8 protein-coding genes are annotated in these 13,578 nt (G+C 65.7%); 6 read left to right on the forward strand and 2 right to left on the reverse strand.

What is annotated here, in order from left to right; all coding sequences use genetic code 11:
• The first annotated feature begins 375 nt into the window (after positions 1 to 375).
• The 3 genes from ACYOEI_RS00495 to ACYOEI_RS00505 all read left to right on the forward strand — a co-directional run bounded on the left by ACYOEI_RS00495 (position 376) and on the right by ACYOEI_RS00505 (position 4,844).
• Positions 376 to 1,335 (forward strand): ThuA domain-containing protein, encoded by a 960-nt coding sequence (locus ACYOEI_RS00495; protein ID WP_462847285.1) that lies wholly within the window; start codon positions 376 to 378, stop codon positions 1,333 to 1,335.
• A 148-nt stretch (positions 1,336 to 1,483) separates the two neighbouring features.
• Entirely contained in the window at positions 1,484 to 3,061 is a 1,578-nt protein-coding gene (locus ACYOEI_RS00500) for a sialate O-acetylesterase (protein ID WP_462847286.1), read from the forward strand.
• Between the two features lie 121 nt (positions 3,062 to 3,182).
• Positions 3,183 to 4,844 carry a ThuA domain-containing protein gene (locus tag ACYOEI_RS00505; protein WP_462847287.1) on the forward strand — a complete coding sequence of 554 codons (1,662 nt, stop codon included), beginning with the start codon at positions 3,183 to 3,185 and terminating at the stop codon, positions 4,842 to 4,844.
• Positions 4,845 to 4,893: 49 nt separating this feature from the next.
• On the opposite strand, the gene ACYOEI_RS00510 is transcribed toward ACYOEI_RS00505, so the two are convergent.
• Positions 4,894 to 5,346, reverse strand: a complete 453-nt coding sequence (locus ACYOEI_RS00510) for an acyl-CoA thioesterase (RefSeq protein WP_462847288.1) — start codon at positions 5,344 to 5,346, stop codon at positions 4,894 to 4,896.
• Positions 5,347 to 5,374: 28 nt separating this feature from the next.
• Here ACYOEI_RS00510 and ACYOEI_RS00515 point away from each other — a divergent pair, with 28 nt between their 5' ends.
• From ACYOEI_RS00515 to ACYOEI_RS00525, 3 genes are all read left to right on the forward strand, one after another.
• A complete protein-coding gene (locus tag ACYOEI_RS00515; RefSeq protein ID WP_462847289.1) occupies positions 5,375 to 8,755 on the forward strand; it encodes a DUF7133 domain-containing protein in 3,381 nt (1,126 codons plus the stop codon).
• Positions 8,756 to 8,799: 44 nt separating this feature from the next.
• A complete protein-coding gene (locus ACYOEI_RS00520) occupies positions 8,800 to 10,686 on the forward strand; it encodes a CocE/NonD family hydrolase (RefSeq protein WP_462847857.1) in 1,887 nt (628 codons plus the stop codon).
• A 69-nt stretch (positions 10,687 to 10,755) separates the two neighbouring features.
• Positions 10,756 to 11,847 carry an alpha/beta hydrolase family protein gene (locus ACYOEI_RS00525; RefSeq protein ID WP_462847290.1) on the forward strand — a complete coding sequence of 364 codons (1,092 nt, stop codon included), beginning with the start codon at positions 10,756 to 10,758 and terminating at the stop codon, positions 11,845 to 11,847.
• Positions 11,848 to 11,993: 146 nt separating this feature from the next.
• On the opposite strand, the gene ACYOEI_RS00530 is transcribed toward ACYOEI_RS00525, so the two are convergent.
• Positions 11,994 to 13,448 (reverse strand): NAD-dependent succinate-semialdehyde dehydrogenase, encoded by a 1,455-nt coding sequence (locus tag ACYOEI_RS00530; protein WP_462847291.1) that lies wholly within the window; start codon positions 13,446 to 13,448, stop codon positions 11,994 to 11,996.
• Between the last annotated feature and the right edge of the window lie 130 nt (positions 13,449 to 13,578).

A 13,578-nucleotide genomic window follows, 5' to 3' on the forward strand; every position in this document is an offset into this window, starting at 1 on the left:
CCCTCGCCCTCTGCCTGATTCTCGGAACAGGGATCGGCTGGACATCGGGCGAGCTCTGGCTCCGATCCCACCCTGAGTACGATCAGGGCGAAGATGTCCTCATCTGTTATATTCGAGGGGCGATCGGCGGATTGTTGGGACTCGGGCTTGGCTCAGCCCTTCTTAGCTTTTACCGTCTGACAATGCGACGGCGGAACTCAGACGCTTGAGTTCGCGATCCGGTAAATTCTCCACCCGGCCGCTTCGCGTCTCCCGACACTTGTGATGCCTGGATCAGCGGGATCGTCGGTAATACGATGGCGGAGCTTCTGGGCCGACTCGATCCACAACACTTTGGACAATCGCACGCGGCCCGACACCCTGGAGCCAGCCGAAATGGTGTTCCCACCGAGTCGTCGCCGCTTCCTCGCAGCCTCGTCCGCGGCCATCGCCTCGCCGCTTTTGACCGCAGCCCCGAGTTCCGCAGATGAGCCAAATCGCAGTCGAGACAACTCGACAATCAATGTCGTGGTCTGGGACGAACAGCAACCGGCCCAGAAGGAGGCGTACGACAACTTCCTGGGCAACGCGATCGCCGACCATCTTCGCACGCAGCCGGAGTTCTCCGTGAAGTCGGTCAAGCTCGACGATCCCGAGCACGGGCTCGCGGCTGACGTCCTTGGGCCGTGCAACGTGCTCATCTGGTGGGGGCATGTCCGGCAGGCGGAAATCTCCCCTGAAGTCGGCAAAGCGATCGTGGCGAGGATCAAGGCTGGGACGTTGTCGCTCATCGCCCTCCACTCCGCCCACTGGTCAACGCCGTTCGTCGAGGCGATGAACGAGCGGACTCGAATCGATCTCCGCCGAGACTCGGAGGCACGAAGCGAGGTGCCGACCGAAGTCGAAGTCGCCCCGCCCCGTCGATACACGGTGCCCGCCGCGGACGCGAGGGTTACGCCGTGGACCTCGATCCGCAAGTTCCCCGGCGGTACGTCGAAGGCAACCGTCTACCTTCCCCTCTGTTGCTTCCCCGCCTATCGCAACGACGGCAAGCCGAGTCATGTGCAGACGCTGAAGCCAGGGCACCCGATCGCCGAGGGGATCCCCGCGAAATTCGAGCTTTCCAGGACGGAGATGTATGACGAGCCGTTCCACGTCCCCGACCCGGACGAAGTCCTCTTCGAGGAGCGTTGGGCCGGCGGCGAGTGGTTCCGGAGCGGCATGCTCTGGACCCTGGGCAAAGGGCGTGTCTTCTACTTCCGGCCGGGACACGAGACCTACCCGATCTATCGGAATCCGATCCCGCTCAAGATCCTCGCGAACGCCGCACGCTGGCTGGGGACGCGTCCTGGGTGACTGTCGCGTCGGTCGGAGGGTTTCGCGTCCTCAACGGGGCGCGTCCTCGCACCGGTGACCGAACCGTGGAATCGTCCTGACCGCTCCGCTACATTGATCACTCCCACCGGCTTCGTGGCCTGGACTCGACACCTAGAGGATCTCTCCGATGAATCGTGTCTTCGGACTGACACGCCCCGTCCTGATGGGCCTGTCGATGCTCGCCCTCCTCTCCGGAGGCCCCTCGGCGCAGGCGAACGTCAAGCTCCCGGCCCTCTTCGGCGACCACATGGTCCTCCAGCGCGATCAGAAAGACCGCGTCTGGGGCTGGGCCGACGCCGACGAGGAAGTGACCGTCTCCATCGCGGGGCAGTCGAAGTCGGCCAAGGCCGACAAGGACGGCAAGTGGCTCGTCACCCTCGACCCGTTGCCGGCCGGCGGCCCCTACACGGTCTTGATCAAGGGCAAGAACGAGATCCGGCTCGACGACGTCCTCGTCGGAGAAGTCTGGATCTGTTCCGGCCAGTCGAACATGCAGTGGGACGTCTCCCGGGCCGACGACGGCGACCTCGAGGCCCTCGCGGCCAAGGATTCCGGGATCCGACTGATCTCGGTGCCCCAGGTCGGGACGCAGGCGCCCCAGGACAACTTCCACGGCAAGTGGCAGGTTTGCACGACCGAGAACGTGAAGGATTTCTCGGCCGTCGGGTTCTTCTTCGGACGGCAGCTCCGCCAGACCCTCGACGTCCCGATCGGCCTGATCGACGACGCCTGGGGCGGCTCGGCCTGCGAGGCCTGGATCCGCCGCGACCTGCTCGCCTCCGACGCGAAATACAAGCCCCTGATGGAGAAATGGGAGACGCTCGAGGCCGATCATAAGGCGGCCCAGGCCGCCTACGAGAAGGCACTTTCCGATTGGACCGCCGCCGCGGAGAAGGCCAAAGCCGACGGCAAGCCTGCGCCGGAGAAGCCCAAGGCCCCCGAGAACAACCTCATGGGCGGAAACTCCCGGCCGGCCAATATCTATAATGGCGTGCTCAAGCCCACGATCGGTTACGGGATCCGGGGCGCGATCTGGTACCAGGGCGAGTCGAACGCGGGCCGGGCTTATCAGTACCGCGACCTCTTCCCGCTCATGATCAAGAGCTGGCGCGACGAGTGGGGCATCGGCGATTTCTCATTCTACTGGGTCCAACTCGCCGACTTCCTCGCCGAGAAGCCCGAGCCCGGCGACAGCGCCTGGGCCGAGCTCCGCGAGGCCCAGACCATGACGATGGGCAAGCTCCCCCACACGGGCGAAGCCGTCATCGTCGACCTCGGCGAGGCGCAGGACATCCACCCGAGGGACAAGCAGAACGTGGCCAAGCGGCTCGCCCGCTGGGCCCTCGCGCATGACTACGGGATCCGGGTCCCGCACCACAGCCCGACCTTCAAGTCCAAGGAGGTCCAGGGGAACAAGATCGTCGTGACCCTGGCCCACCCAGGCAACGGCCTCCGTCCCTTCGACGTCCCCGAGATTCGCGGGTTCACGATCGCCGGCGAGGACAAGAAGTTCGTGAAAGCCCAGGCCAAGATCCTCGACAAGGACAAGGTCGAAGTCTGGGCCGACGGCGTCTCGTCGCCGGTCTCGGTCCGCTACGCCTGGGCCGACAACCCGGTCTGCAACCTGTACACGACCGACGGCCTCCCCGTCACCCCGTTCCGGACCGACGACTGGCCCGGCGCGACGATCAACAACTTGAAGTGAACTCGGGAGGCCGGCCAACCCTTTCGAGCCCGCTCCGCTCCGCAGATGCGACGGAGCGGGCTCCCGCGAGCCGCTCCGATTCCCGAAAAGTCCTGATATTTCCATGCAAAAGGGGTTCGCAATGAGATCACGGCCGTCGTTCCCGGGGCGAGGTTGGGGGCATTACAGCGTTATCGCCTTGGCGCTCGCCGTCGCGTGCGTTGCGACCGCGTCAATCGCGGCAGACGCAGACTCGACGCTCAAGCTTCGCCTCCGATCCCGCGTCGAACCCACCGAGAAGGGGGCGCCTTACCTCGTCGTCGAGAAGGCGGCCACCTGGAGCCCCGAACAGACGGCGGTCATCGTTTGCGACATGTGGGACCTCCACCACTGCCTGAACGCCGTCCGGCGAGGCACGGAGATGGCGCCGACGATGGACAAGGTCCTCTCGGCGCTCCGCGACCGGGGCGTGCTCGTGATCCATGCGCCGAGCGGTTGCATGGACCCGTACAAAGATCACCCCGGCCGGAAACTCGCGAAGGAGACGCCGAAGTCCAAGCATCTTCCCAAGGACATCGGCCAGTGGTGCTACAAGATCCCGGCCGAGGAGAAGGGGGCCTATCCGATCGACCAGACGGACGGCGGCGAGGACGACGACCCTGCCGAACACAAAGAATGGGCCGCCAAGCTCTCGGGCATGGGCCGCAACCCCCGCGCCCCTTGGAAGTCGCAGATGGACCTCCTCACCATCAAGGACAACGACGTCATCAGCGACGACGGCGAGGAGATCTGGAGCGTCCTCGAAGCTCGCGGGATCGATAACGTGATCCTCATGGGCGTCCATTTAAACATGTGCGTCCTCGGGCGTCCGTTCGGGCTTCGGCAAATGTCGAAGAACGGCAAGAACGTCGTCCTGATGCGCGACATGACGGACACGATGTACAACCCGGCGATGCCGCCTCGCGTGAATCACTTCACGGGGACCGACCTGATGGTCGAGCACGTGGAGAAGTTCGTCGGCCCGACGATCACGAGCGATCAGGTGCTCGGCGGCGTCCCCTTCCGATTCAAGGACGACAAGCGTCCCCATGTCGCTTTCGTCATCGCCGAGGACGAGTACAAGACCGAGCAGACCTTGCCGGCCTTCGCCACCTCGTCGCTGATCAAGGACAAGCACGTGGATTACGTCTTCGACAGCGAGGGCGACCGGAACGACGTGCCGGGGATCGGGGTGCTCGACGTTGCCGACGCGGCGGTCATCAGCGTCCGGCGCCGGGTCCTGCCCAGGGATCAGGTCGACCGAATCCGCAAGTTCGTCGCCTCGGGCAAGTCGATCGTCGGCATCCGGACCGCCAGTCACGCCTTCTCGGCGAGAGGGAATACCCCTGCCGAGGGAGGACATGAGGCTTGGCCGGAGTTCGACGCTGAGGTCCTCGGCGGGCACTACACCGGCCACCATGAGGTTGGGCCGAAGTCGGCCGTGAGCGTCGCCGATGGTGCCTCGGACCACCCGATCCTCAAGGGGGTCGACGTGGCCAAGCTCGTCGGGAACGGGTCCCTCTACAAAGTCAGCCCGATCGCGAAGACCGCGACCCCGCTCCTGATCGGGACCGTCCCGGGCCACCCCGCGGAGCCGATCGCCTGGACCAATGCCCCCGCGACCAAGGGGCGGGTCTTCTACACGTCGCTCGGACACATCGACGACTTCACGTCGCCCGAGTTCCAGCGTCTCCTGAAGAACGCCATCGACTGGGCCACGGAACCCAACGCCAAGGCGGTCGCCGCGGCCCCCGGCGAGAAATGATCCGACGAGGGGCGGCCTCCTCTCCCGAGGGAGGCTGCCCCGACCGACTTCAAGCGGGGAAGGGCTTCCCCTCCAGGACCTCGATCGCGCGTCGGACCGTGTCGGGGACGGGGTGCGAGCGGTTCTGGATGTAGTCGAAGACGACGATCGTCGCGTGGGCCTCGGCCACGAGCATCCCGGAGGATTCCGCGAAGATCTTGTGCTCGAGCGTCACGCTGGAGCGGCCGATCCGCGCGACCCTCGCCCCGATTTTCACGGTCTCCGGATAGTTGACCTGCCGGCGATAGTGGCAGGTGATCGACGCGAGGATCGGCCCGATCTGCTCCGGTCCCATCCTGGCCGACAGGCCGACGCTCCCGAAATACGCGATCCGACTGGATTCGCACCACCGCAGATAAATCGTATTGTTCACATGTCCGAATGCGTCCTGGTCGCCCCACTGTACGGGGAGCGTGACGATGATCGGAAAGCTGTCCAGCGAGTCGTCCGGTTCGGGGTGCATGTCCGGTCCTGTCCCCAGGGAATGCCCGGTGGAGACGCGAGGCGTCTCCCTCGGCGCCACCTTATCGCCCCCCCTTTTGCGACGCAACCCGCGGGTCGGCGGCGTCGGGAGCCGGATCCTCCTCGGCCTGGTGACAGCCTTATCGGCCGGAGACGTCGCCAAGGCCGATGACCTCGGGTTGAAGGTGCCTCCCGGGTTCCGCGTCACGCTCTACTCCGACCAGGGCCTGGCCAACGACATCTACGCGATGACGCTCGACGCCGAGGGGCGTTTGGTCGTCACGAGCCGAGGGTATGTGAAGCTCCTGCACGACTCCGACGGCGATGGCAAGGCGGATCGGGCCACCCTGTATGCCGAGCCTGAGACGGGAGGCATGGGCCTCTGCTTCGATGGCCCCGACCTGCTCTTCTGCGGCGACGGCTGGCTCTCCCGCTACCGAGACGCCAACGGCGACGGCCGGGCCGACGGGCCTCCCGAGCGTCTGGCCCCGCTCGCGTTCGGCGAGCACGGCGGCCACGCGATGCGGAAAGGCCCCGACGGCTGGTGGTACGTGATCGGTGGCAACGATGCCGGGATCGATCGCCGACACGCCAGCCTGCCGAGCTCGCCGATCCGGGATCCCGAAGCCGGCGCCATCCTCCGGATGCCCCCCGACGGCCGCGGGAGCGAGGTGATTGCCCAGGGGTTCCGCAACCCGTATGACTTCGACTTCAACCCGGCCGGCGACCTCTTCACCTACGACAGCGACGTCGAACGCGACAACTTCCTCCCCTGGTACACGCCAACGAGGGTCGACCATGTTGCGTATTCGGGACATCACGGTTGGCGGCTGAACGGCTACCTGAGAAGCTGGCCCCGCCGGAACGACTTCCTCGACACGGTCGACATCCTCTGGCCGGTCGGCCGAGGCTCGCCGACGGGGGTCGTCTGCTACCGCCATACGCAGTTTCCCGGGCACTATCGAGGGGGCCTCTTCGCCCTCGACTGGACGTTCGGGAAGGTCTACTTCATCCCGCTCGATCCCGAAGGGGCGAGTTACCGGAACCAGGGCGAACTCTTTTTGGAACCAACGGGGACGTTCGGCTTCGCACCGACGGACGCCGTGGTCGCCCCCGATGGTTCGCTCCTCATCAGCATCGGCGGTCGCCGGACCCGAGGCGCGGTCTACCGCGTCGAATACGTGGGCGGCGATTCTCCGTCGTCGACATCCCCGGTCGACCCCTCATCGCTGCAGGCCGTCCTCGACGCCCCGCAGCCCCTGGACGCCTGGTCTCGCCGGCGCTGGGAACCGCCGGCAAAGGCCCTGGGGCGAACGCCGTTTCTGCAAAGCCTCGTCAACGACTCGCTCAGCGACACCTCGAAGGTCAGGGCGGTCGAGATCCTCACCGAGCATTTCGGAGGCTTGACCCGGGAATCGGCCGAGGCGGGCTCGCGGGTCTCATCCCCCGCCGTCAGGGCAAGAGTGGCCTGGTCACTCGGGCGTCGGCCCGTCGAAGGGACCAATGCGATCCTCGCCCGACTGGCCCAGGATCCGAATCCGCTGGTCAGCCTCCACGCGCTCGAGCCCCTCGGAGACCGCCCCGATCGGATCAGTCCCGAGGTGCTTCCGGGCGTGCTCAAGGCATCCCTTCCCTCGCTCGACAAACGGGTCCGCCAGGCCTCGGCGCGACTTGCGTCACGACTACCCGCAGAAACCTGGGAGTCGCTCTGGGAATCGCGCACTCGACATCCCCTCCGTTCCCGGCTCACGCTCGCCCTGGCGTCGGCCTGGCGCAACCCGGGGTCGCAATTCCAGGAAGAGCTCATCCGCGAAGCCCTCGCGGTCCTCGACGAGACATCCGACACGGAGCTACGATTCGAGGCGGTTCGCCTGATCGAGCTCGGGCTCGGGGACTTCCACCTCAAAGACCCGGCCGTCGAAGTCGTGACGGGTTATTCCCCGGCGGCCTCGATCGACGGACACGAGGCCCTGGTTTCGAGCGTCGGATCTCGGCTCCGTGGATTCTTCCCGACCGGGAAGGAACGTCTCGACGAGGAAGTGGCCCGCACCTTCGCGATGATCGAGGACGCCGACCCCGCCCTCCCTCGCATGGTCTCCGAGTTCTGGACGGCGCAAAGCAATCCGACCCGGGACATGCATTACCTCGTCGTCTACTCGAGACTCCGCGCCTCCCCCAACCCCGAATTGACGCCACGCGTAGCACGTGCGCTGCTGGCGCTCGACCCGAAGCTCGAGGGACGTGAGCTCCGGATCAAGCAGAGCTGGAACGACCGACTGGCCGAGCTCGTCGGCCTGCTGTGCAAGCACGACCCGAATTTGGCCGAGGCCCTGCTCTCCAGCCCGGACTTCGTCTCCCCGGCGCACGTCGGCCTTGCGCTGGCAATTCCCGAATCCGACCGGCCGAGGGTGGGCCGACGGTTTCTAAACGCCGCCCGCGACGATTCCGAGTTCGCCTGGTCGGGCCCGCTCATCGAGCTACTCGCCAACCTACCGACAGAAGAGACGCGTCCCCTCCTCCGCTCCCAGTGGGAGAACTACGGCCTGCGGGACGCGCTCCTCCCGAGGCTCGCCGATTCCCCCGACGTCTCCGATCGAGGCGCCTATCTCTGGGGCCTGGAATCCGGACAACCTCAGGTCGTCCGAGCCGCGCTCTCGGCCCTCGAACGGCTCCCTCGCGACGACGCACCTGAGCACCTGGCCGCGCCGCTGCGACTCCTCCGGCGTCTCCTATTCGAGCCGAAGGAAGGAGAGTTGCGAGGACGGGTTCTGGGCCTCCTCGCTCGTGACGCCGGCGCCACCTTCATCGTCAAGGAATCCTCGAGCGACCCGTTGCAACTCAAGGCCCTCTACCGACCGGTCTTTGACGAGCTCACTCGCCGATTTCCGGGACTCTCCGGAGAGCTCGGACAGGCGGCCGACGAAGACCTTGCCGCATGGGAGCGTCGCCTCTCCGCCATCGACTGGGCGCGAGGGCGAGCGGATCGCGGCGAGACATTGTTCCGCGCCCGAGCCTGCGAAACGTGCCACGCCGGCCCTCGAGCCCTCGGCCCCGACCTCTCGGGCGTTTCGGGGCGACTCTCCCGCCCCGACCTCTTCACGGCCATCGTCGCGCCCAACCTCGACGTCTCGCCCCTCTACCGGACGACCCAGGTCGAGACGAAGGAGGGCCAGCTCATCTCGGGGATGGTGGCCTTCGAGTCGGCCGACGGCCTGATCCTCCAGACGGGGGCGGCCACGACCGTCCGGATCCCGACGACGGACATCGCCGTCCGAGTCCTCGGCACGCGCTCGCTGATGCCGACGGGCCTGCTCAAAGACCTCAAGGACAGCGATCTCGCCGATCTCTTCGCCTACTTGCAAACGTTGTCGCCTCGGCCCCGGCCTCAAGCTTCGGGAGCCCCTCGTTGAGCGACGCCACAACCCCGCGAATACCCCAAGGTCTTGAGGTGAGCATGCGGACGTTCGGGATCCCAACGGCGCGAGTCCTGATCCTGGCCGGCCTATTCGGGATGACCCCGACCCGGCCGCTCGCGGGCCAGGGTTTGGATCACGTCAAGGCGAATTATACGAAATATGAGCACATGGTCCCGATGCGCGACGGGGTCAAGCTCTTCACCGCCGTGTACGCCCCCAAGGACCACTCGAAAAAGTATCCGATCCTCTTCAACCGAACGCCGTACGGGGCCGTCCCCTTCGGAGTCGACCGCTACAAGAGTGACCTCGGGCCCTCCCCCCACTTCGGCCGGGAAGGGTACATCTTCGTTTATCAGGATGTCCGAGGGCGCTGGATGTCGGAGGGGGAGTTCGTCAACGTGCGGCCGATCCGGCCGCATACGGGCGACCCGAAGGTGATCGACGAAAGCACCGACGCGAAAGACACGATCGAGTGGCTCCTCGCCCATGTGGAGAACCACAACGGCCGGGTCGGGATGTGGGGCATCTCCTATCCCGGCTACTACACGGCCTCAGCCCTGGTCGACCCGCACCCTGCCCTCAAGGCGGCGTCACCCCAGGCGCCGATCGCCGACTGGTTCATCGGGGACGACTGGCACCACAACGGGACGCTCTTCCTCCCGCATGCGTTCAACTTCATGGCCGTCTTCGGACACCCCCGCCCTGCCCCGACCAAGAAATCCGACCGAACTTTCGACCATGGGACGCCGGACGGCTACCAGTTCTTCCTCCGCATGGGGCCGCTCGCCAACGCGGATGCGGCCTATTTCAAGGGAGACGTCGGCTTCTGGAAAGAGTTGATGCGTCACGACACCTACGACGCCTTCTGGAAAGAGCGAAACCTCCGCCCCCACCTGAAGTCGGTCCGCCCCGCGGTGATGACCGTCGGGGGCTGGTTCGATGCCGAGAACCTCTTCGGGGCCCTCGAGACCTATCGGACCATCGAGTCGAGCAACCCCGGGGCTTCGAACACGCTCGTCATGGGCCCCTGGTACCACGGCGGCTGGTCCCGCGACTCGGGCGATTCCCTCGGAGCCGTCCGGTTCAACGCGAAGACGTCACATTTCTACGCGGAACATATCGAGCTCCCGTTCTTCGAGTTCCATCTGAAGGGAACGAAGGCCCTCGACCAGCCCGAGGCCTGGGTCTTCGAGACGGGCCGCAACGAGTGGCACTCCTATCGGACGTGGCCCCCCGAATCGGCGACGCCGAAGTCTCTCTTCCTCAGTGCGAAGGGGAAACTGGCATTCGACCCACCCGAAGAGGCGGGGGATGCGGTCTTCGACGAATACCGTAGCGACCCCGCCAAGCCGGTCCCCTACATCGACGAGTTCGCCGTCGGTATGAAGCGCGAGTACATGGTCGCCGACCAGCGGTTCGCCTCAAGGCGCCCCGACGTCCTCACCTATCAGACCGAACCTCTCCTCGAAGACGTCACCCTCGTCGGCCCGATCCGGGCCAAGCTGAACGTGTCGACGTCGGGAACCGACTCCGACTGGGTCGTCAAGGTCATCGACGTCTACCCCGACGACTCTCCCGACCCCGATCCCAACCCGTCGGGCGTTCGCATGGGCGGATATGAACAACTCATCCGAGGTGAGGTGATGCGCGGCAAGTTCCGCCGGAGCTACGAGACGCCCGAGCCGTTCGAGCCCGGGGTGGCGACCGAGGTGAATTTCACGCTCCAAGACGTCAACCACACCTTCCGGCCCGGGCATCGGATCATGGTCCAGGTCCAGAGCACCTGGTTCCCCCTGGTCGACCGGAACCCGCAGAAGTTCGTCGGGATCAACACCGCCAACGAATCCGACTTCCAGGTCGCGACCCAGAGGCTCTACCGTTCGAAGGACAAGACCTCGCGACTCGAGGTCCTGACCCTTCCCTGACACCCCGGCACCTCTACCGGAGCCGTCGCTTACCTCGTCCCGGCGCTCGCAACCCTTAAGAGGGATCTCATGAGTCGATACGTTTGGCTCTTGCTCTTGCTCTCGATCTCGATCTCGGCCTCGACGACGTTCGCCGAGGCCCCAAACGACCACCAACTCCCTCCAGCCGAGGTCAGGAAAGCCTTCACCTCGCTCCTGGACCGACCCAAGGTGGCCCTCGACGTCCGGCCTGGACCGATGAGCCCTCCCTCCGACGGCCTGGTCACCGAGCGGCTCAGTTTCGCGTCGGAGAAAAAAGCGGACGGGCACGTCGAGCGCGTCCCGGTCCTCATCATCCGCCCGGATGGGCCGACCAAGCGTCGTCCCGCCGTCATCGCCTTGCACGGGACGGGCGGGAGCAAAGAGGGGCTGAAACCCTGGTTGGTCGAGCTTGGCAAGCTAGGAATCGTCGGGGTCGCGATCGACTCCCGGTACCATGGCGAGCGCGAGGGGGCATCGAAGGGGACCGAAGCCTACAATGACGCGATCACGCGGGCCTGGAGGACACCGAAAGACCAGCCCCAGGAGCATCCGTTCTATTACGACACCTGCTGGGACCTCTGGCGGACGATCGACTACCTCGAGTCGCGCGACGACGTCGACCCGAAGCGGATCGGCATGTTCGGCATCAGCATGGGAGGGATCCAGACCTGGCTCGCAGCCTCGGTCGACGAACGCGTGGCCGTCGCGGTGCCGGCGATCGCCGTGCAGGGCTTCCGCTGGAGCCTCGAGCACGACCGTTGGCAAGGGCGGGCCCGGACCATCGCCGACGCGCACGAGGCCGCGGCCAAGGACCTGGGCGAACCCGAGGTAAACGCAAAGGTCTGCCGAGCCCTCTGGCAAAAAGTCATCCCCGGCATCCTCGGCCCCTTCGACGGGCCGAGCATGCTTCGACTCTTCGCCGGCCGCCCCCTCCTGATCCTCAACGGCGAGAAAGACCCCAACTGCCCCATCGAAGGCGCAGAACTCGCCTTCTCTTCCGCCCTCTCCGCCTTCAAAGACGTGGGAGCGGCGGACCGCGTGAAGATCATCGTCGCCGAAGGTGTCGGCCACTCCGTCACCCCGGACCAACATCGCGAGACGATCGAGTGGTTCCGGACCTGGCTCAAGCCAAGCCATTGATCGAGTCGAAGCGGGGAGGATTCACCACAAAGGCACAAAGGGCACGAAGAACTTCAAGAAAGGAATTATAATGACTTTCTTTCTTGCTCTTACCTTTGTGCCTTTGTGGTGAATCCTCCCCGTCTTTGTTCACTTCTAGGCCTTCCTCACGCCCTCAGGCCGATCGAGACGTACTTGGTTTCGAGGTAGGCGTCGATCCCTTCCACGCCGAGCTCGCGGCCCATGCCGGATTCCTTCATGCCGCCGAATGGGCACTGGGGGGTGGCGGGGACCGGGTCGTTGATGCCGATGATGCCCGCCTCGAGACCTTCGGCCATCTTCGTGGCGACGGTCAGGTCGTTGGTAAAGACGTAGGCGGCAAGGCCGTAAGGGGTGTTGTTCGCCGCCGCGAGGACATCCTCGAGCTTGGAGAAGTCGAGCAGCGGCATGACCGGGGCGAAGGGCTCTTCGGTCATGATCCTCATGGCTCCGTCGACTTCGCGGATCACGGTCGGCTCGAACCAGTAGCCCTTGTCGAACAGCGACGGCCGACCGCCCCCGGTCAGGATCTTCGCGCCTCGCCCTTTGGCGTCGTCGATCAGGGACTGGGTCTTGTCGAGGGCTCGCCCCTCGAACATCGGGCCGACCTGGACCCCGTCTTCGAGCCCGTTGCCTTGCTTGAGCTTCTTGGTCAGCTCGACGGCGGCCTCGGTGAATTCCTTCGAGATCGATTCGTGGACATAGAATCGCGAAGGCGCGATGCAGACCTGTCCATTATTCCGGAACTTGCCGATGACCGCGGCCTGGGCGACCTGCGCGACGTCGGCGTCGGGGAAGACGATCAGGGGGGCGTGGCCGCCGAGCTCGAGGCTCAGGCGTTTGACGCCGTCGGCGGAGCGCCGGATCAGTTCTTTCCCGACTCCCGTCGAGCCGGTGAAGCTGATCTTGCGGACGTCCTTGCTCGCGAAGTAGGCGTCGGCGACGGGAATCGCATCGCCGATCACGAGATTCGCCACTCCGGCGGGCAGCCCCGCATCGGCGAGGCACTCGAACATCTGGACGAGGGTCAGCGGTGTCTGGTCGGCGGGCCGACTCACGACCGTGCAGCCGACGGCCAGGGCCGGGGCGATCTTCCGGCTGGGGAGCGCGGCGGGGAAGTTCCAGGGGGTGATCGTGCCGACGACCCCCACCGGGTGCTTGATCGCCTGGTGGCGTTTGGTGGCGTTCGACTGGGGGATGATCCGCCCGTAGGTCCGCTTCCCTTCCTCGGCGAACCACTCGAAGGTGTCGGCCGCGTGCAAGACCTCGGCCTTCGCCTCGGGCAGGGGCTTGCCCTGCTCGCTGGTCAACGTGCGGGCGATCGTGTCGGCCCGCTCGCGCATCAGATCGGCGGTCCGCTTGAGGATCTTCGCGCGGTCATACGCCGTGAGGGCCCGCCAGGCGGGGAACGCTTTCGCGGCGGCCTCGATCGCCCGCTCGGCTTCCGCGCGTCCGCCGTACGCGACTTCGGCCAAGACCGACTCGTCCGCCGGGTTGATCACCGCGAGCGTCTTGCCCCCATCCGCCTCGCACCAGGCACCGTTGATGTACATCTGCCTCGGAAACCCGCTCGCCACGGCCATGGTGCTCGTCTCCCTCAAATCGCACGACCCAGCTTGCCCAACCGGCCTCGCCCCACGATGACGCGATATCGGCTCGACTTTCGATTGCTCTAAGTCTTGGCACCCCCCCCACGATAACGGCGGCGATATG

The sequence above is a fragment of the Singulisphaera rosea genome (genome assembly GCF_054877945.1).

Bases quoted from the DNA above. Each gene is read 5' to 3' on its own strand.
- ACYOEI_RS00510 (WP_462847288.1), bottom strand. From the start codon at position 5,346: ATGCACCCCGAACCGGACGACTCGCTGGACAGCTTTCCGATCATCGTC.
- ACYOEI_RS00525 (WP_462847290.1), top strand. From the start codon at position 10,756: ATGAGTCGATACGTTTGGCTCTTGCTCTTGCTCTCGATCTCGATCTCG.
- ACYOEI_RS00530 (WP_462847291.1), bottom strand. From the start codon at position 13,448: ATGGCCGTGGCGAGCGGGTTTCCGAGGCAGATGTACATCAACGGTGCC.
- ACYOEI_RS00505 (WP_462847287.1), top strand. From the start codon at position 3,183: ATGAGATCACGGCCGTCGTTCCCGGGGCGAGGTTGGGGGCATTACAGC.
- ACYOEI_RS00495 (WP_462847285.1), top strand. From the start codon at position 376: ATGGTGTTCCCACCGAGTCGTCGCCGCTTCCTCGCAGCCTCGTCCGCG.
- ACYOEI_RS00520 (WP_462847857.1), top strand. From the start codon at position 8,800: ATGCGGACGTTCGGGATCCCAACGGCGCGAGTCCTGATCCTGGCCGGC.
- ACYOEI_RS00500 (WP_462847286.1), top strand. From the start codon at position 1,484: ATGAATCGTGTCTTCGGACTGACACGCCCCGTCCTGATGGGCCTGTCG.